Origin of the sequence: Enterobacter sp. Crenshaw, from assembly GCF_024734705.1 — a bacterium.
GTDB lineage: Bacteria > Pseudomonadota > Gammaproteobacteria > Enterobacterales > Enterobacteriaceae > Enterobacter > Enterobacter asburiae_B.
The window spans coordinates 1,639,169-1,658,359 of the sequence record NZ_CP102932.1 but is presented as its reverse complement, the minus strand read 5'-3'; the positions used below and the strand labels follow the sequence as shown (position 1 = coordinate 1,658,359).

Below are 19,191 nucleotides of genomic sequence, written 5' to 3'. Positions count from 1 at the left end.
CCTTGTCCAGTACAGGACGCAACCATTCGCGATCTCCATAGTGATTCAGCATCACTGCCGGGAACTACCGCTGTCTTATCTTAAGTACATCAGGAGTTATCATAAATGCAACATTTATTTTACCTGAATGCAACTTTTAAGACTGTCCCTACAGGTGAAATCAGTCTCATATAGAAATATTACAGAAATATAACAGGAGGATAGTCATATGAAAAAATAATGTCCCCGCGAACGGTTGCGGGGACAATTATCAGGCTTCAATAAGACCTTGAGCGAGGTACGCGTTCCGATCGCGCACGCCCGGCAGGGCAAAGAAATAGCCGCCGCCGATGGGCTTAATGTACTCTTCCAGCGCTTCGCCGTTGAGCCGCTTCTGCACGGTCAGGAAGCCTTTTTCCAGATCGTGCTGATAGCAGACGAACAGCAGGCCCATATCAAGCTGACCGGCGTTGGTCACGCCGAGCGAATAGCTGTAGCCACGACGCATCATCAGGCTGGACTGCGTCTCTTTGGTGCGCGGATTAGCCAGACGAATGTGGCTGTCCAGCGCGATGGTATCGCCATTGGGATCGCTGGCGTAGTCGGGCACGTCATGCTCGTTCTTCATGCCGAGCGGCGCGCCGCTTTGCTTATCGCGACCAAAGATCGTCTGCTGTTCTTTGAGCGGCGTGCGGTCCCAGAACTCCACGTGGAACTGGATAATCCGCACCGCCTGATAGCTGCCGCCCACCGCCCACGCCGGTTCGCCCTGATCCGCCGTCACCCATACCACGTCTTTCATCAACGCCGCATCGCTGCTGTCCGGGTTGGCCGTACCGTCCTTAAAGCCCAGCAGGTTCACCGGCGTCTCTTTCCCTTTACTGCGGGCGGCGTGGTCCGAGATAAAACCTTCCCGCTTCCAGCGCACGCTCAGCAGATCCGGCGTGTGCTTGATGATATCGCGCAGGGCGTGGATCACCGTGTCCTGAGTATTGGCGCAAATCTGCAGGAGCAGGTCGCCATGACACAGCGCCGCGTCCAGGGAGTCATTCGGGAAACGCGTCATTTTCTGCAGCGCTTTCGGCTTCTGTTTTGCCAGCCCATAGCGCGCGTCAAACAGCGATTCACCCAGCGAAACGGTAATGGTCAGGTTATCCGGGGCGATAAACGGCCCCAGAATACCGGAGTCCATTGGCGGAAGACGCGGGTTCGGCGTATCGGGCGCCGGTCCACCGGCGGTGAGAAACGCGATGCGCGTCGTCAGCAGGCGGAACAGGCGCTCCAGATCGGCTTTATCGCTGGCCAGCGAATCAAAGGCCACCAGCATCATGGACGCCTGCTGCGGCGTCAGGATGCCCGACTGATGCTCGCCATAAAACGGCTGCGTCTCCATGCGGGCATTGGGTGACAGCGTGCCGGGCGCGCTCTGCGGTTTCGCCGCATGCGCTACCGGACAGCCACCGGCCAGAGCAAGAGCGCCCCCCAGCGCCCCTACTCCTTTTAACAATCGACGACGTGAAGGCTCAACCACATCGTTCTCGTTATGCTTATTCATCGTGCTTAGTCCAGACCCAGTACGCCGCGCAGCAGAGAGAGATCTTCCGCCAGGGCGGTAATCGGGCCTTTCAGCGCGTTACGGTCGGCATCGGTCAGCTTGTCGTAGGTTTCAAACCCGTCTTTGGTACGATACTTCGCCAGAATGGTGTCGACTTTTTTGAAGTTGGCATCCACTTTGGCCAGCAGTTCGCCGTTCTCTTTCTGCAGCTGAGGACGCAGCAGGTTAACAATTTTCTGCGCGCCGTCGACGTTGGCCTGGAAGTCCCACAGATCGGTATGGCTGTAGCGATCTTCTTCGCCGCTGATTTTGCTCGCGGCCACTTCTTCAATCAGACCAGCCGCGCCGCCCACCACTTTTGACGGCGGGAAGGCCAGCTCGCTGATGCGCTTTTGCAGCTCCAGCACGTCGCCGTTCAGCTGCTCGGCGTATTTCTCCATCCCTTTGGTGGAGTTGTCGCCAAACAGCGCTTTTTCCAGACGGTGGAAACCGGTGAATTTCGGATCGGCGGCTTTCTGCTCGTAATCGTCTTCGCGGGCATCAAGGCTGCCATCAAGGTCAGAGAACAGTTCGGCAATCGGCTCGATGCGCTCGTAGTGCTGACGGGTTGGTGCATACAGGGATTTCGCTTTTTCGATGTCACCGGCCTTCACCGCATCGGTAAAGGCTTTGGTTGCCGCCGCCAGGTCCGCCGTCTCTTTCGTGACATAGGCTTTATATGCCGTAATCGCGTCGCCCAGGCTCAGCACCGCAGCGCCTTTCGCCGCATCGGCCGTCGCTTCACCTTTGACGATCAGCTTCCCTTTAGGGTTGGTCAGCAGGCCGCAGGTCATCTCATACTCGCCCGGCTGCAGGTTGGCGGTCATCTTCTGTGTGAAGCCAGGGGCGATGTTTTCACGCTCCTCCACCACCAGAACCCCTTTCAGGATTTCCCATTCCAGCGCCTTCTGGCTGTGGTTCTGAATAATGAACTGGGTTTTGCCGCTGTTCACCGTGAGGGTCATCGGCTCACACTGCTTATCATTGACGGTGACTTTGACCTGAGGAACATCCGCGCCCCAGGCAGAGAATGCAGAAGCGAACAGCGCGGCAATGCCTGCGCATAACGCACTACGACGGAACTGAATTGCCATGACTCTTCCCTTTAAAAGTATGTTGTAACTAAAACAAAAATTATGGCGTAACGCGCGACGCCTGCGTGCCGGTACGCGGCGGCATTGCGAACAGCACCAGCGCCGGAACCAGATAGATAAAGTACATCGCCACTTCGCTGACGCTCGGCGTTTCCTGATAGCCGAAGATACCTTCGAGCAGGGTGCCGGTCAGAGAGTGCGTGGAGAGCACGTTGCTGAGGTCGAACGCGACGTCCTGGAAATGGTTCCACAGGCCCGCCTCGTGGAAGGCGCGAATCGCCCCTGCCGCCAGCCCTGCCGCCACCAGCAGAATAAACAGGCTGGTCCACTTGAAGAAGGCGCCCAGGTTCAGGCGAATACCGCCCCAGTAGAGCAGAAAGCCGAGCACAACGGCGGTTGCCAGCCCGAGCATCGCGCCAACCGGCGGCCAGATCCCCACGTCCTGCTGAAATGCCGCCAGCAGGAAGAAAACGGACTCCAGGCCTTCACGCGCGACGGCAAAAAAGACCATCATGATCAGCGCCCAGCCGTGGTTATTGCCCTTTTGCAGGGCGTTATCCACCGCCTGCTCCAGCTGCACCTTCACGTTACGGGAGACTTTACGCATCCAGAACACCATCCAGGTCAGGATCACCACCGCAATTACGGCGACGATCCCCTCAAACAGCTCCTGCTCTTTCTGCGGGAACTCCCCGGTGGTTTCGTTGATGAGGATACCGAGGCCCAGACAAAGTGCCGCGGCAAGGAATACCCCGACCCACATGACGCCAATCCAGCGTGCGCGCTGGGTTCGCTTCAGATAGCTGGCGATGAGACTCACGATAAGGGCAGCTTCAAGCCCTTCACGTAACATAATGAGAAATGGAACAAACATGCCGACACCTTAAATGTTTATCGCGGTCAACTGATGCAAAGAAAGGTAAATTCTTGTGATAGTGATTATCATTACGGCGAAAAGAAACACAAGCGAAATGTGTGGTGTTTTGATGACGAGTTGTAAACGCCGAGTCTGGTAATAGTTACATACGTTACGTTCAGGTTTATAAGTTATAACGAAAATGCCCATTTACGCTGGTACGGGGCTGTGGCTAAATATCCGCCTCAAACACCTGGTGAAAATTAATTATGTTTAAAATTGTCCATTTCCTGCTGGCGCTGGTCATTATTCTCGCGCTTGCCTGGCTGGTAAGTTTCGACCGCCGAAAAATTCGCATTCGTTATGTTTTACAGCTGATTGTTATTGAAATTGCGCTGGCGTTCTTTTTCCTGCACGCCGAAAGCGGGTTATTCCTGATTAAATATGTTTCCGGCTTCTTTGAGTCGCTGCTGAAATTTGCTTCGGAAGGGACCAATTTCGTCTTTGGCGGAATGGGGGAAAAAGGGCTGGCGTTCATTTTCCTCGGCGTGCTCTGCCCGATTATTTTTATTTCCGCGCTGATTGGTATTCTTCAGCACTGGCGGATCCTGCCGATTTTTATTCGGGTCATCGGCACGCTGCTGTCAAAACTGAACGGTATGGGCAAGCTGGAATCCTTTAACGCGGTGAGCTCGCTGATCCTCGGCCAGTCGGAAAACTTCATTGCCTACAAAGGCGTGCTGGGCGATCTCTCCTCTCGTCGTCTCTTCACCATGGCGGCCACGGCCATGTCGACGGTCTCCCTGTCGATTGTCGGCGCCTATATGACCATGCTCGACGCCAAATTTGTCGTCGCGGCGCTGATTCTGAACATGTTCAGCACCTTTATTATTCTCTCCGTCATCAACCCGGCGCGCCCGGAAGCGGAGCCGGATATCAAGCTGGAAAAACTGCATGAATCGCAGAGCTTCTTCGAAATGCTCGGCGAGTATATTCTGGCCGGTTTTAAGGTGGCGATGATTATTCTGGCTATGCTGATCGGCTTTATCGCACTTATTAGCGCCGTTAACGCCCTCTTCTCCAGCGTATTTGGCATGAGCTTCCAGCAGATCCTGGGCTATGTATTTTATCCCCTGGCATGGCTTATTGGTATTCCGCTGAGCGATGCCTTAAACGCGGGCAGTATTATGGCAACCAAGCTGGTGGCGAATGAATTTGTGGCGATGATTGAGCTGCAAAAAATCGCTCATCAGATGTCCCCGCGCGGGCTGGGCATTTTATCCGTCTTCCTGGTGTCCTTCGCGAACTTCGCGTCCATCGGCATTGTGGCCGGGGCGATTAAGGGCCTGAACGAGCAGCAGGGGAACGTGGTGTCGCGGTTTGGTCTGCGTCTGGTGTACGGCGCGACGCTGGTGAGCCTGCTGTCGGCGAGCTTTGCGGGGTTAGTGCTCTGATGCAATGCCGGGTGGCGCTTCGCTTACCCGGCCTACAAAACAACAACGGCGGGATTTCCCGCCGTTTTTATTAGAACTGCACGCACACCGGCTGGTCGACGCGCATCACCGACTCCTGCGCGAAGCGGGATTTATAAATCCCGCGTAACGCTTCGATGTTCTTCTCGCTCTGCGCATCCTTACCGTGGATCAGCATCAGCGCTTTGCTGGGTTCACGCGCCACTTTCCCGTCGTTCCCCAGCCACTGCCCGCGCGCGTCAAACACCGTTAAGCCATCGCGGAAAAGCGGCGTCACGTCCTGGTCAACAAACTGCTGCCACTCGTTGCTGGTGATTTGCGCCCCGGCAGGACGATTTAAGCCGAAATAGAGCGTGGTTTGCTGCATCTGGTTATCCGCCTTGCAGGTCTCCACCGCCGCATGTTGCGATGGCGCCGTGCAGCCAGCGAGCATCAATAGTGCCGCTGCCATTACCCCTGTTTTGATTGTCATGCTTCGCTATCCTCATTGTTATAAGCACAGGGATATCACAGGAAATTACGGATTTTGGCAAGAAAAAAGCCGGGTGCGCTTGCGCTCACCCGGCCTGCATTGTGCTGCGAGAAAAATTATTCTGCCTGGAGCTTAGACGGCGGCGCAGTGTGGTAATGCGCGTCGGCTTCAGCAAAGCGTTTCTGCATGGAGGCAGACGGGGCTTTACCCAGCAGGCTGAACACCACGATGCCGATGCTGCCGAAGATGAAGCCCGGAATGATTTCGTACAGGCCCAGCCACGCGAACTGTTTCCAGACGATAACGGTCAGCGCACCGATGATCATCCCCGCCAGCGCGCCGTTACGGGTCATACGTGACCACATGACGGAAAACAGCACGACCGGACCAAACGCCGCACCGAAGCCCGCCCACGCGTAGCTCACGAGGCCCAGCACGCGGTTTTCCGGGTTGGCCGCCAGCGCGATGGCAATCAGCGCCACCAGCAGCACCATAAAGCGCCCTACCCACACCAGCTCTTTCTGGCTCGCGTTTTTACGCAGGAAGGCTTTGTAGAGGTCTTCGGTGATCGCACTGGAGCAGACCAGCAGCTGGCAGCTCAGGGTAGACATCACCGCCGCCAGGATTGCGGAGAGCAGAATACCGGCAATCCACGGGTTAAACAGAATTTGTGCCAGCTCGATGAACACGCGCTCGGCGTTCTGGTTCACCGCGCCCGCCTGCGCCGGGTTGTTGTTGAAGTACGCGATGCCGAAGAAGCCGACCGCACACGCCCCTGCCAGACACAGGATCATCCACATCATGCTGATGCGACGGGCATGAACGATGGTGTGGTGAGAATCCGCCGCCATAAAGCGCGCCAGGATATGCGGCTGACCGAAGTAGCCCAGGCCCCAGCCCATCAGGGAGACGATGGCCACGAAGTTCAGCCCTTTCAGCATGTCGACGTTTTCGATGCTCTTCTGCTTGATCACTTCCAGCGATTCGCCAAAGCCGCCAACGGTGAAAATCACAATCACCGGAGTCAGGATCAGGGCGAAGATCATCAGGCTCGCCTGCACGGTATCGGTCCAGCTTACCGCCAGGAACCCGCCCACGAAGGTATAGAGGATGGTCGCCGCCGCACCGGCCCACAGGGCGGTTTCGTAGCTCATGCCGAAGGTGCTTTCGAACAGACGCGCGCCGGCCACGATGCCGGAGGCACAGTAAATGGTGAAGAACAGCAGGATAACTACCGCAGAGATAATGCGCAGGATGCGGCTGTTATCTTCAAAACGTCCGGTGAAGTAATCCGGCAGCGTCAGGGCGTTGTTGTTGGCCTCGGTATGCACGCGCAGACGGCCTGCCACCAGCTTCCAGTTGATCCACGCGCCGACGGTCAGGCCGATGGCGATCCAGCTTTCAGAGATACCGGAGATGAAAATCGCGCCGGGCAGCCCCATCAGCAGCCAGCCGCTCATGTCGGAGGCGCCCGCAGAGAGTGCGGTCACCATTGGGCCTAAACTGCGTCCGCCCAGAATGTAGTCGTCAAAGTTCTTTGTAGAACGCCACGCCAAAAACCCTATCAGGATCATGCCAAAAATATAAACGAGAAATGTCACCAGCATCGGTGTGCTAATAGCCATTCAAATTCTCCAAAATGTCGAGCGACAACCATCCGGGCTGCCTTGTTATATGATCACCGGAACGAGGTGAATGTATCTTGTGTTTCGGTTGGGCGCGCTATCCTGCCGTATGCGCCTTCCGCTGACAAACGATTTAACACTGCATTTACATCAATTTCATCCCCGGTTTGATACGAGTTTCCTATAGGTTGCACTCGCTCACGTTTTTACGGGTTGCACCTTTGAAAAGTGTTAACTACCGCATAAAACCAGGCTTCCCGCACAAAAGCCAGCGCGTTTTACCAGCTAACCATTCGTTAACAATCCATTCATTTTCCGGGTTGCAAACCAGGTCACATTTAACACGGTTGCACAAAGTTGCAACATGGTGGATATTTCACGCTATCAACAGAACGCTATTACAGAACAACAGGAGCTTTGGCATGGGTATGACCACCATGGGGGTTAAGCTGGATGACGCAACCCGCGAACGGATTAAGACCGCAGCAACCCGCATTGACCGCACGCCGCACTGGTTAATTAAGCAGGCGATTTTTAACTATCTCGAAAGACTTGAGAGCGATGAGGGTCTGCCGGAGCTGCCTGCCCTACTGGCCGGCGCGGCGAACGAAAGCGAGGAGGCTCCAGCCGCTGGCGACGAGAACCATCAGCCGTTCCTCGAATTCGCCGAGCAGATCCTGCCGCAGTCCGTCAGCCGTGCCGCCATTACCGGCGCCTACCGCCGTGCCGAAACCGACGCCGTGCCGATGCTGCTGGAGCAGGCCCGCCTGCCGGAAGCCATTGCCGCGCAGGCGCACAGCCTGGCGTATCAGTTAGCCGACAAGCTGCGCAACCAGAAAACCGCCACCGGCCGCGCCGGGATGGTTCAGGGCCTGCTGCAGGAGTTTTCCCTCTCCTCTCAGGAAGGCGTGGCGCTGATGTGCCTCGCGGAAGCGCTGCTGCGTATTCCGGATAAAGCCACCCGCGACGCGCTGATCCGCGACAAGATCAGCAACGGCAACTGGCATTCCCACATTGGCCGCAGCCCGTCGCTGTTCGTCAACGCGGCAACCTGGGGCCTGCTGTTTACCGGCAAACTGGTCTCCACTCATAACGAAGCCAACCTCTCCCGCTCCCTGAACCGCATCATCGGCAAGAGCGGCGAGCCGCTGATCCGCAAAGGCGTGGATATGGCGATGCGCCTGATGGGCGAGCAGTTTGTCACCGGGGAAACCATTGCCGAAGCGCTGGCGAACGCCCGCAAGCTGGAAGATAAAGGTTTCCGCTACTCGTACGACATGCTGGGCGAAGCGGCCCTGACCGCCGCCGACGCGCAGGCCTACATGGTTTCTTACCAGCAGGCGATCCACGCCATCGGTAAAGCGTCCAACGGTCGCGGTATTTATGAAGGCCCGGGCATCTCTATCAAGCTCTCTGCTCTGCACCCGCGCTACAGCCGCGCGCAGTACGACCGGGTGATGGAAGAACTCTACCCGCGCCTGAAGTCCCTGACCCTGCTGGCGCGCCAGTATGACATCGGCATTAACATCGACGCCGAAGAGGCCGACCGTCTGGAGATCTCCCTCGATCTGCTGGAAAAACTGTGCTTCGAGCCGGAGCTGGCAGGCTGGAACGGCATTGGCTTCGTTATCCAGGCCTACCAGAAGCGCTGCCCGTTCGTCATTGATTACCTGATTGACCTGGCAAGCCGCAGCCGCCGTCGCCTGATGATCCGTCTGGTAAAAGGCGCCTACTGGGACAGCGAAATCAAACGCGCCCAGATGGAAGGGCTGGAAGGCTATCCGGTCTATACCCGCAAGGTTTACACCGACGTCTCTTACCTCGCCTGTGCGAAAAAGCTGCTCGGCGTGCCGAACCTGATCTATCCACAGTTCGCTACCCACAACGCCCACACCCTGGCGGCGATCTACAGCCTGGCCGGGCAAAACTACTATCCGGGCCAGTACGAGTTCCAGTGCCTGCACGGCATGGGTGAACCGCTGTACGAGCAGGTCACCGGTAAAGTGGCGGACGGCAAGCTGAACCGCCCGTGCCGAATCTATGCTCCGGTGGGAACGCACGAAACCCTGCTGGCGTACCTGGTGCGTCGTCTGCTGGAAAACGGCGCGAACACCTCCTTCGTTAACCGCATCGCCGATACCACCCTGCCGCTGGACGAGCTGGTGGCCGATCCGGTGCAGGCCGTTGAGAAGATGGCGGCACAGGAAGGCCAGGTTGGCCTGCCGCATCCGAAGATTGCCCTGCCGCGCGAGCTGTACGGCAAAGGCCGCGTCAACTCGGCGGGTCTGGATCTCGCCAACGAACACCGTCTGGCGTCCCTCTCCTCTGCCCTGCTCAACAGCGCGCTGCAGAAGTGGCAGGCCAAACCGATGCTGGAGCAGCCCGCTGCTGACGGCGAAATGCAGCCGGTGATCAACCCGGCCGAGCCGAAGGATATCGTCGGCTACGCGCGTGAAGCGACCGAAGCGGAAGTGGATCAGGCGCTGGACAGCGCGGTGAACAACGCCCCTATCTGGTTTGCCACGCCGCCGCAGGAGCGCGCCGCGATTCTGGAGCGCGCGGCGGTGCTGATGGAAGATCAGATGCAGTCGCTCATCGGCATTCTGGTGCGCGAGGCGGGTAAAACCTTCAGCAACGCGATTGCCGAAGTGCGCGAGGCCGTCGACTTCCTGCACTACTACGCCGGTCAGGTGCGCGATGATTTCGATAACGAAACCCACCGTCCGCTGGGTCCAGTCGTCTGTATCAGCCCGTGGAACTTCCCGCTGGCGATCTTCACCGGCCAGATTGCCGCCGCGCTGGCCGCAGGCAACAGCGTGCTGGCAAAACCGGCAGAGCAGACCCCGCTGATTGCCGCGCAGGGCATCAACATTCTTCTCGAAGCCGGCGTGCCGGCGGGCGTGGTTCAGCTGCTGCCGGGCCGCGGTGAAACGGTCGGTGCCAAACTGACCTCCGATAACCGCGTGCGCGGCGTGATGTTCACCGGTTCGACCGAAGTGGCGTCTCTGCTGCAGCGCAATATTGCCACCCGTCTGGATGCGCAGGGCCGCCCTACTCCGCTCATCGCGGAAACCGGCGGGATGAACGCCATGATCGTTGACTCCTCTGCCCTTACCGAGCAGGTGGTGGTCGACGTGCTGGCCTCCGCGTTCGACAGCGCCGGTCAGCGCTGCTCCGCCCTGCGCGTGCTGTGCCTGCAGGACGACGTGGCGGACCACACGCTGAAGATGCTGCGCGGCGCGATGGCCGAATGCCGCATGGGCAACCCGGGCCGTCTCACCACCGATATCGGGCCGGTGATCGACGCGGAAGCCAAAGCCAACATCGAAAACCACATTCAGACCATGCGCGCGAAAGGCCGCCCGGTGTTCCAGGCGGTGCGCGAGAACAGCGAAGATGCGCGCGAATGGCGGACCGGCACCTTTGTGCCGCCAACGCTGATTGAGCTGGCAAGCTTCGACGAGCTGAAAAAAGAGGTCTTCGGCCCGGTGCTGCACGTGGTGCGCTACAACCGTAACAACCTGAACGAGCTGGTTGAGCAGATCAACGCCTCCGGCTATGGCCTGACGCTCGGCGTGCATACCCGTATCGACGAGACTATCGCGCAGGTCACCGGCAGCGCCAAAGTGGGCAACCTGTACGTTAACCGCAACATGGTTGGCGCGGTCGTGGGCGTGCAGCCGTTTGGCGGCGAAGGCCTCTCCGGCACCGGTCCGAAAGCGGGCGGTCCGCTCTACCTGTACCGCCTGCTGGCGAACCGTCCGGAGAACGCCCTGGGCGTCACCCTGGCACGCCAGGATGCGGACTATCCGGTGGATGCGCAGCTGAAAACCGTGCTGACCCAGCCGCTGGAGGCGCTCATTACATGGGCAGAAAAACGTCCTGAGCTGCGTGCCGTCGCGAAGCAGTACGGCGAGCTGGCGCAGGCGGGCACGCAGCGTCTGCTGCCGGGGCCAACCGGCGAGCGCAACACCTGGACGCTGATGCCGCGCGAGCGCGTGCTGTGCGTGGCCGATAACGAGCAGGACGCGCTGGTGCAGCTGGCCGCCGCGATGGCAACCGGCTGTGAAGTGCTGTGGCCGGAAGATGCCCTGCATCGCGATCTCGCCAAACAGCTGCCGAAAGCGGTCTCGGCCCGCATTCGCTTCGCGAAAGCCGATAGCCTGCTGACGCAGCCGTTTGATGCGGTGATCTACCACGGTGATTCCGATCAGCTGCGCGAACTGTGCGAGCAGGTTGCGGCCCGCAGCGGCGCCATCGTTTCCGTGCAGGGCTTTGCGCGCGGGGAAACCAACCTGCTGCTGGAGCGTCTGTACGTGGAGCGCTCGCTCAGCGTCAACACCGCGGCGGCAGGCGGTAACGCCAGCCTGATGACAATAGGCTAACGCTGTGTTAATAAGGCTCCGGAGACGGAGCCTTATTTTTTTGGGGAGTATATGAAACGATTTCTTATCGCCAGTGCGGCACTGCTAATGAGCGCCAGCGCGCTGGCCGACGAGTGCGACAACGCGACCACCCAGCTTGAACTGAATACCTGTAGCGCGCAGCAGTACCAGGCTGCCGATAAAAAACTCAACCAGACGTATCAGGCCGCCATCAAACGCGCGGCAGCTCCTCAGCGCGACCTGCTGAAAAAAGCGCAGCAGGCGTGGATTACCCTGCGCGATGCGGACTGCGCGTTTATCGGTTCGGGGACGGAAGGCGGGAGCGTCCAGCCAATGATTGTTAACCAGTGCCTGGCGGAAAAAACCGTGGAGCGCGAAGCGTTTCTGGCCTCGCTGATGCAGTGTGAAGAGGGCGACTTAAGCTGCCCTCTCCCGCCGGGCTGAGGGATCCCCACAAAATAATACCTGCGCGGACGGCCCCCTCTCCCTTGAGGGAGAGGGCTGGGGTGAGGAGAAACTAGCGCAGGCGGATCCCTTCGATAATCATCCGCTGCACGTTTTCCAGGGTGCTGTGGAAAAACGCCTCGTCCTGGAGCGTTTTACCGGTCACCGCCTCAACCTGGGCCGCAAAGTCAGCGTAATGCTGGGTGGAGGCCCAGATCATAAAGATCAGATGATGCGGGTCGACCGGGGCCAGTTTTCCGCTGGCGACCCATCCGGCAATAATGGCCGACTTATCGTCCACCAGCTGCTTTAAATCTCCGGTTAATTCCGCCTGCAGCAGCGGCGCGCCCTGCAGCATCTCAAGACAAAACAGTCGCGACGCCTGCGGGTAATCGCGCGACACCTCCAGCTTCAGGCGAATGTACTCTTTGATCGCCACCAGCGGGGCCAGCTCCGCGCGAAACGCTTTCAGCGGCGCCAGCCAGATATCGAGGATCTGCTGCATCACCGCCACATAGAGCGCCTCTTTCGACGGGTAATAGTAAAGCAGATTGGTTTTGGATACGCCGGACTGCTCCGCTACCTGCTCCAGGCGCGTGCCGTGAATACCAAACTGCGAAAAAGTCTCCAGCGCCGCGCTGAGGATCGCCTGCTTCTTGGCGCTCACCGCCTGCGAACGTTTACCTGGTGTTTTCACTGCGCCTTGTGTCATTCCCGCTCTCCTTATTCTGCGTTGCCCTCAGCATAGCAAAACCCCCGACTCGCCACGACATCCTGCACTCCGATCGCGCATGAATGCCTGTTTTCTGTGCAATGTTTTTGACCAGTTAGTCCACATTTAGCCGCATCAATCCACCAACTTCTGATTAACACATTAATAACACAGCCATTTTCAAAACTGGCACCGCCTTTGCAAAAACACCGATACACCTGCGACGTAATGAAGAGAGGTTCGTGATGAAAATTGGCGTATTTGTACCCATCGGCAACAACGGCTGGCTTATCTCGACCACTGCACCGCAATACAAGCCGACCTTTGAGCTCAATAAAGCCATCGTGCAGAAAGCAGAGCATTACCATTTCGACTTTGCGCTTTCGATGATCAAGCTGCGCGGCTTTGGCGGCAAAACCGAATTCTGGGACCACAACCTGGAGTCCTTTACCCTGATGGCCGGGCTGGCCGCGGTCACCTCGCGGATCCAAATCTACGCCACCGCCGCCACGCTCACCCTGCCCCCGGCGATCGTCGCGCGCATGGCCTCCACCATCGACTCCATCTCCGGCGGGCGTTTTGGCGTCAACCTGGTCACCGGCTGGCAAAAACCGGAGTACGAGCAGATGGGGCTCTGGCCGGGTGACGAGTACTTCTCGCGTCGCTACGACTACCTGACCGAATACGTGCAGGTGCTGCGCGACCTGTGGGGGACCGGCAAAAGCGATTTCAAGGGCGATTTCTTCACCATGAACGACTGCCGCGTCAGCCCGCAGCCGTCGGTGCCGATGAAGGTGATTTGCGCCGGACAAAGCGACGCGGGGATGGAGTTTTCCGCGAAATACGCCGACTTCAACTTCTGCTTCGGTAAAGGCGTGAACACGCCTGCCGCCTTCGCCCCGACCGCCGCGCGCATGAAAGAGGCCGCCGACAAAACCGGGCGCGACGTGGGCTCCTACGTGCTGTTTATGGTGATCGCCGACGAGACCGACGACGCCGCGCGCGCCAAATGGGAGCGCTATAAGGACGGCGCCGACGAGGAGGCCCTGAGCTGGCTCACCGAACAGAGCCAGAAGGATACCCGCTCCGGGGCGGATACCAACGTTCGCCAGATGGCCGACCCGACCTCCGCCGTCAATATCAACATGGGCACGCTGGTCGGCTCGTACGCCAGCGTCGCCAGAATGCTGGACGAAGTGGCGGCCGTGCCCGGGGCGGAAGGCGTTCTGCTGACCTTCGACGATTTCCTCACCGGCGTGGAGACCTTCGGCGAGCGCATCCAGCCGCTGATGCAGTGCCGCGCCCACATCCCTGCCGTCACGAAGGAGGTGGCGTAATGACGACCCTTAACGCACGCCCGGAAGCCATCACCTTCGCGCCGCAGCAGAGCGCGCTGATCGTGGTGGACATGCAAAACGCCTACGCCAGCCAGGGCGGCTATCTGGATCTGGCGGGGTTCGACGTCTCCGCCACCCGGCCGGTGATCGAGAACATTAAAACCGCCGTCGCCGCCGCGCGCGCCGCGGGCATGCTCATCATCTGGTTCCAGAACGGCTGGGATGACCAGTACGTCGAGGCAGGCGGCCCCGGCTCGCCCAACTTCCACAAGTCGAACGCCCTGAAAACCATGCGTAAACGGCCCGAACTGCAGGGCAAGCTGCTGGCGAAAGGCGGCTGGGACTATCAGCTGGTGGATGAGCTGGTACCGCAGGCGGGCGATATTGTCCTGCCCAAACCGCGCTACAGCGGCTTTTTCAACACCCCGCTCGACAGCCTGCTGCGCAGCCGGGGCATTCGCCATCTGGTGTTCACCGGCATCGCCACCAACGTCTGCGTGGAGTCGACCCTGCGCGACGGCTTTTTCCTCGAGTATTTTGGCGTGGTGCTGGAAGACGCGACCCACCAGGCCGGGCCGGAATTCGCCCAGAAAGCGGCCCTGTTCAACATCGAAACCTTTTTTGGCTGGGTCAGTAACGTCAATGATTTCTGCGACGCCCTGACTCCCCCGCTTGCCCGTATCGCCTGAGGAGACGCCTGATGCCAAAATCCGTGATTATTCCGCCGGGCACCAGCACGCCGATTGCCCCGTTTGTGCCCGGCACCCTCGCCGACGGCGTGGTGTATGTCTCCGGCACGCTGCCGTTTGATAAAGACAACAACGTGGTGTTTATCAACGACCCAAAGGCGCAAACCCGCCACGTGCTGGAGACGATCAAAACCGTGATCGAAACGGCGGGTGGCACGATGGAGGATGTGACCTTCAACAGCATCTTTATCACCGACTGGAAAAACTACGCCGCGATTAACGAGATTTACGCCGAGTTCTTCCCCGGCGATAAACCGGCGCGGTTCTGCATTCAGTGCGGGCTGGTGAAGCCAGAGGCGCTGGTTGAGATCGCCACCGTTGCGCACATCGCGAAGTGAGGCAGGTATGAAACTTTCCGTCTCGCCGCCCCCGTACGAGGGCGCGCCCGTGGTGGTCTTTATTTCCGGTCTCGGCGGCAGCGGCAGCTACTGGCTGCCCCAGCTGGCCGCGCTGGAGCCGGAGTATCAGGTGGTGTGCTATGACCAGCGGGGAACGGGCAATAACCCCGCCACCCTGCCGGAAGGGTACAGCCTTGCGCAGATGGCGGACGAGCTGGCCCAGGCGCTGGCTGAAGCCGGGATTGTCCGCTACAGCGTCGTGGGTCACGCGCTGGGGGCGCTGGTCGGCCTGCAGCTGGCCCTCGACAGGCCCGACGCCCTCACCGCGCTGGTGTGCGTCAACGGCTGGTTGACCCTCAACGCCCACACCCGCCGCTGCTTTCAGATCCGCGAGCGCCTGCTGCATTACGGCGGCGCACAGGCGTGGGTCGAGGCGCAGCCGCTGTTTCTCTACCCGGCGGACTGGATGGCCGCCCGCGCGCCCCGTCTGGAGGCCGAAGAAGCGCTGGCGCTGGCCCATTTCCAGGGTAAAACCAACCTGCTGCACAGGCTCAGCGCCCTGAAAAAGGCCGACTTCAGCCGCCATGCGGCGCGCATTCGCTGCCCGGTACAGATCGTCTGTTCTGCCGACGACATGCTGGTGCCCTCAGTCTGCTCATCCGAGCTGCAGGCGGCGATCCCGCACAGCCACAGCGCGGTGATGCGCCAGGGCGGGCACGCCTGCAACGTCACCGAGCCGGATACCTTTAACACCCTGCTGCTGAACGGGCTTGCCAGCCTGCTGCACAGCCCGGAACCCGCTTTATAAGGAGCTTTAATGAGCGAAGCCATTACCCCCGCCGCGCTGGAAACGCTGTTCACCGGCGCGCGCACCCATAACGGCTGGCAGGATATGCCCGTCAGCGACGAAACGCTGCGCGAAATCTACAACCTCATGAAATGGGGGCCCACGTCCGCCAACTGCTCCCCGGCGCGGATTGTGTTTGTGCGAAGCGCGGAGGGAAAAGAGAAGCTGCGCCCGGCGCTCTCCAGCGGCAACCTCGAGAAAACGCTCACCGCCCCGGTCACGGCGATTATTGCCTGGGACGGTGAATTCTACGAGCGCCTGCCCGAGCTGTTCCCGCACGGCGATGCAAAGAGCTGGTTCACCACCAGCCCCGCGCATGCGGAAGAGACCGCCTTTCGCAACAGCTCAATGCAGGCCGCCTACCTGATTTTCGCCTGTCGCGCCCTGGGGCTGGACACAGGCCCGATGTCGGGATTTGACCGCCAAAAGGTCGACGAAGCCTTTTTCACCGGCACGACGCTTAAAAGCAATCTGCTGATCAACATAGGCTATGGCGATACCCGCAAACTTTACGGGCGCCTGCCGCGCCTGGACTTCGACGACGCCTGCGGGCTGGCGTAAGGAGCGATGATGACATCACCGGATAAACAAACCTTTCGCGACGCCATGGCCTGCGTTGGCGCGGCGGTCAACATCATCACCACCGACGGCCCGGCGGGGATGGCAGGCTTCACCGCCAGCGCGGTGTGCAGCGTCACGGATTCACCGCCCACCCTGCTGGTGTGCCTGAACCGCGGCGCGTCCGTCTGGTCAACCTTTAGCGAAAACCGCACCCTTTGCGTGAATACCCTGAGCGCCGGACAGGAGCCTTTATCTAACCTGTTTGGCGGGAAAACGCCGATGGCGGAACGCTTTGCCGCCGCCCGCTGGCAGACGGGCGACACGGGCTGTCCGCGCCTGGAAGATGCGCTGGCCTCGTTTGACTGCCGCATCAGCCAGGTGGTAAGCGTCGGCACCCACGACATTCTGTTTTGCGACATTATTTCGATTATTCGCCACCCCGCACCGCAAGGGCTGGTGTGGTTTGACCGCGGCTACCACGCGCTTATGCGCCCCGCCTGTTAACCCGCCTTAAGGAGACAGACCATGTTCGGATTTCCCCACTGGCAGTTGAAATCGACCTCCACAGAAGCAGGCGTGGTCGCGCCGGATGAACGTCTCCCGCTCGGGCAGACGATGGTGATGGGCGTTCAGCACGCGGTCGCCATGTTTGGCGCCACGGTATTGATGCCGATGCTGATGGGACTCGATCCCAACCTCTCTATTCTGATGTCGGGTATCGGCACGCTGCTGTTCTTTTTCGTCACCGGCGGGCGCGTGCCCAGCTATCTCGGCTCCAGCGCCGCCTTTGTCGGCGTCGTCATCGCCACCACCGGGTTTAACGGCCAGGGGATCAACCCCAACCTGAGCGTGGCCCTCGGCGGCATCATCGCCTGCGGCCTGGTGTACACCCTGATTGGTCTGGTGGTAATGAAAATCGGCACGCGCTGGATCGAGCGAATGATGCCTCCGGTAGTGACGGGCGCCGTGGTGATGGCGATAGGCCTCAACCTCGCGCCGATTGCGGTCAGGAGCGTCTCCGCCTCGCCGTTTGAAAGCTGGATGGCGGTGATCACGGTGCTGTGCATCGGCCTGGTGGCGGTGTTCACGCGCGGCATGATCCAGCGCCTGCTGATTCTGGTCGGACTCATCGTGGCTTGTCTGGTCTACGCCCTGCTGGCCAACGTTTTCGGTCTGGGCAAGCCGGTTGACTTTACGCTGCTCCATCAGGCCGCCTGGTTCGGCCTGCCGAAAATGACCTCGCCCACCTTTAACACCCAGGCGATGATGCTTATCGCACCGGTGGCGGTGATCCTGGTGGCGGAGAACTTAGGCCACCTGAAGGCGGTTGCGGGAATGACCGGGCGCAGCATGGATCCGTACATGGGCCGCGCGTTCGTCGGTGACGGTCTGGCGACCATGCTCTCCGGTTCCGTAGGCGGCAGCGGCGTCACCACCTATGCTGAAAACATCGGCGTGATGGCGGTGACCAAGGTCTACTCGACGCTGGTCTTCGTGGCGGCGGCGGTGATGGCGATGCTGCTCGGCTTCTCACCGAAGTTCGGCGCGCTGATCCACACCATTCCGTCACCGGTTATCGGCGGTGCATCGATTGTGGTGTTTGGGCTGATCGCCGTGGCCGGCGCGCGCATCTGGGTGCAGCATCGCGTCGATCTCAGCCAGAACGGCAACCTGATTATGGTGGCGGTCACGCTGGTGCTGGGCGCGGGTGATTTTGCCCTGACGCTGGGCGGCTTTACGATTGGCGGGATTGGCACGGCGACCTTCGGTGCGATCCTGCTTAACGCCCTGCTGAGCCGCCGGATGGCCGCCGCGCCGCAGGGCGCCGTGGTGCATCAGGATTCGTGAAATCACCATGTCGGGTGACGGCCAGGCATCACCCGACGTGTACATTCCTTCAGAACAACAGGTAGTAAAGCAATCACTCTTGCTCAAACAGCCGTTCGATAGATTTTGTAGGGAAGAACAAAGAATGGCTGTTTTCAGCTGTCAGCGGGATAAAGCCCTGCTTCAGATAAAATCGTTTTGCCCGCTCGTCAAGGGCATCAACAAATATTCCGTGTACCCCCACAGCCTGTGAAGCCAGGTAGACAACGCGCATAGCATGCGCAACGAGCGTTGTTCCCCACTCGTTTCCCTGTAGGGTTTTATCTACAGCCAGACGTCCCAGCGTCACGCTGGGTACGTTGATATAAGGGATCCGGCGCTGCTGAGTCTTAGAAGGAAGCATCGCTCTTTCAAAACAGCTTCCCGATAACGTGTAATAACCCAGGACACGCGGACGATCGCGCTCTTTAAGCAGGTAGGCTCGTAAAATACGCCCATTGTGCTGACGCACCAGATGTTCAGCAAGGAAGGCATTTAGCGAGGGTTCGCCACAATCAAAATACTCGAAGTCATAATCGGTTCCCTCTGATAACATTTCGATCGTGAGATTCTCCACGGCGCTTCACTCCATGTTTCGAAGCCGTTTTGCTGCTCGTTTCAGGCGTTCATTTGGCTCAGGCGGATTGTCGATGGCATCCATCACCGCAGTCCATGATGCTTCGTTTAATACGAGACGACGGTGCTGCTCGATGACCTCTGCAGCACGCTCTGACGCACTGTTCACCATAAACTGGGTGATCGTTTGGTTCGTCATCGCCGCCGCTTCTTCAATCATTGTTTTGTCTTCGTCCGTTAAGCGAAGATCGATACGCTGTTTTTTAAGTGCTGGCATGGTTTAC

18 protein-coding genes are annotated in these 19,191 nt (G+C 59.3%); 10 read left to right on the top strand and 8 right to left on the bottom strand.

The window, feature by feature from the left end:
• Nucleotides 1-250: 250 nt before the first annotated feature.
• From efeB to efeU, 3 genes are read right to left on the bottom strand one after another with little or no spacing between them, the layout of a single operon-like run.
• Complete coding sequence (gene efeB, locus NWV12_RS07765; RefSeq protein WP_033145174.1) at nucleotides 251-1,534, bottom strand: iron uptake transporter deferrochelatase/peroxidase subunit; 1,284 nt, start codon at nucleotides 1,532-1,534, stop codon at nucleotides 251-253.
• Between the two features lie 5 nt (nucleotides 1,535-1,539).
• A complete protein-coding gene (efeO, locus tag NWV12_RS07760) occupies nucleotides 1,540-2,667 on the bottom strand; it encodes an iron uptake system protein EfeO (protein WP_048979082.1) in 1,128 nt (375 codons plus the stop codon).
• Between the two features lie 40 nt (nucleotides 2,668-2,707).
• Nucleotides 2,708-3,541 (bottom strand): iron uptake transporter permease EfeU, encoded by an 834-nt coding sequence (efeU, locus tag NWV12_RS07755; protein WP_048979081.1) that lies wholly within the window; start codon nucleotides 3,539-3,541, stop codon nucleotides 2,708-2,710.
• 251 nt (nucleotides 3,542-3,792) lie between these two features.
• Between efeU and NWV12_RS07750 the strand changes: the two genes are divergently transcribed.
• Nucleotides 3,793-4,977, top strand: coding sequence for a NupC/NupG family nucleoside CNT transporter (locus NWV12_RS07750; RefSeq protein ID WP_032658070.1), 1,185 nt, complete (start codon nucleotides 3,793-3,795; stop codon nucleotides 4,975-4,977).
• 70 nt (nucleotides 4,978-5,047) lie between these two features.
• Here NWV12_RS07750 and NWV12_RS07745 read toward each other — a convergent pair whose 3' ends face one another.
• Nucleotides 5,048-5,467 (bottom strand): DUF3574 domain-containing protein, encoded by a 420-nt coding sequence (locus NWV12_RS07745; protein ID WP_048979080.1) that lies wholly within the window; start codon nucleotides 5,465-5,467, stop codon nucleotides 5,048-5,050.
• Between the two features lie 116 nt (nucleotides 5,468-5,583).
• The gene (putP, locus tag NWV12_RS07740; RefSeq protein WP_048979079.1) at nucleotides 5,584-7,092 is read right to left on the bottom strand and encodes a sodium/proline symporter PutP; all 1,509 of its coding nucleotides are present in this window, start codon (nucleotides 7,090-7,092) and stop codon (nucleotides 5,584-5,586) included.
• Nucleotides 7,093-7,514: 422 nt separating this feature from the next.
• On the opposite strand from putP, the gene putA reads away from it, so the two are divergent.
• The gene (putA, locus tag NWV12_RS07735) at nucleotides 7,515-11,477 is read left to right on the top strand and encodes a trifunctional transcriptional regulator/proline dehydrogenase/L-glutamate gamma-semialdehyde dehydrogenase (RefSeq protein ID WP_048979078.1); all 3,963 of its coding nucleotides are present in this window, start codon (nucleotides 7,515-7,517) and stop codon (nucleotides 11,475-11,477) included.
• 51 nt (nucleotides 11,478-11,528) lie between these two features.
• The gene (locus tag NWV12_RS07730; RefSeq protein WP_039261695.1) at nucleotides 11,529-11,921 is read left to right on the top strand and encodes a lysozyme inhibitor LprI family protein; all 393 of its coding nucleotides are present in this window, start codon (nucleotides 11,529-11,531) and stop codon (nucleotides 11,919-11,921) included.
• 73 nt (nucleotides 11,922-11,994) lie between these two features.
• Here NWV12_RS07730 and rutR read toward each other — a convergent pair whose 3' ends face one another.
• Nucleotides 11,995-12,633: an HTH-type transcriptional regulator RutR gene (gene rutR / locus NWV12_RS07725; RefSeq protein ID WP_023311087.1), complete on the bottom strand. Its 639-nt coding sequence runs from the start codon at nucleotides 12,631-12,633 to the stop codon at nucleotides 11,995-11,997.
• Nucleotides 12,634-12,878: 245 nt separating this feature from the next.
• Here rutR and rutA point away from each other — a divergent pair, with 245 nt between their 5' ends.
• Genes rutA through rutG form a run of 7 tightly spaced genes read left to right on the top strand, consistent with a single transcriptional unit; the run spans nucleotide 12,879 to nucleotide 18,313 of the window.
• Entirely contained in the window at nucleotides 12,879-13,970 is a 1,092-nt protein-coding gene (gene rutA, locus NWV12_RS07720; RefSeq protein ID WP_048979077.1) for a pyrimidine utilization protein A, read from the top strand.
• Nucleotides 13,970-14,659 carry a pyrimidine utilization protein B gene (gene rutB, locus NWV12_RS07715; RefSeq protein ID WP_033145167.1) on the top strand — a complete coding sequence of 230 codons (690 nt, stop codon included), beginning with the start codon at nucleotides 13,970-13,972 and terminating at the stop codon, nucleotides 14,657-14,659. Before rutA ends, rutB begins: the two co-directional genes overlap by 1 nt.
• Before the next feature lie 11 nt (nucleotides 14,660-14,670).
• Nucleotides 14,671-15,057 carry a pyrimidine utilization protein C gene (gene rutC, locus NWV12_RS07710; protein WP_010429508.1) on the top strand — a complete coding sequence of 129 codons (387 nt, stop codon included), beginning with the start codon at nucleotides 14,671-14,673 and terminating at the stop codon, nucleotides 15,055-15,057.
• Between the two features lie 7 nt (nucleotides 15,058-15,064).
• Nucleotides 15,065-15,865, top strand: a complete 801-nt coding sequence (rutD, locus tag NWV12_RS07705) for a pyrimidine utilization protein D (RefSeq protein ID WP_048979076.1) — start codon at nucleotides 15,065-15,067, stop codon at nucleotides 15,863-15,865.
• A 9-nt stretch (nucleotides 15,866-15,874) separates the two neighbouring features.
• A complete protein-coding gene (locus tag NWV12_RS07700; protein ID WP_033145164.1) occupies nucleotides 15,875-16,465 on the top strand; it encodes a malonic semialdehyde reductase in 591 nt (196 codons plus the stop codon).
• Between the two features lie 9 nt (nucleotides 16,466-16,474).
• Nucleotides 16,475-16,969, top strand: coding sequence for an NADH-dependent FMN reductase RutF (gene rutF, locus NWV12_RS07695; protein WP_048979075.1), 495 nt, complete (start codon nucleotides 16,475-16,477; stop codon nucleotides 16,967-16,969).
• Between the two features lie 21 nt (nucleotides 16,970-16,990).
• Nucleotides 16,991-18,313 (top strand): pyrimidine utilization transport protein G, encoded by a 1,323-nt coding sequence (rutG, locus tag NWV12_RS07690; RefSeq protein ID WP_048979074.1) that lies wholly within the window; start codon nucleotides 16,991-16,993, stop codon nucleotides 18,311-18,313.
• 73 nt (nucleotides 18,314-18,386) lie between these two features.
• On the opposite strand, the gene NWV12_RS07685 is transcribed toward rutG, so the two are convergent.
• Both NWV12_RS07685 and NWV12_RS07680 read right to left on the bottom strand, forming a co-directional pair.
• Complete coding sequence (locus NWV12_RS07685) at nucleotides 18,387-18,887, bottom strand: GNAT family N-acetyltransferase (RefSeq protein ID WP_172620298.1); 501 nt, start codon at nucleotides 18,885-18,887, stop codon at nucleotides 18,387-18,389.
• A 27-nt stretch (nucleotides 18,888-18,914) separates the two neighbouring features.
• A complete protein-coding gene (locus tag NWV12_RS07680) occupies nucleotides 18,915-19,184 on the bottom strand; it encodes a DUF1778 domain-containing protein (protein ID WP_023311079.1) in 270 nt (89 codons plus the stop codon).
• Nucleotides 19,185-19,191 lie beyond the last annotated feature (7 nt).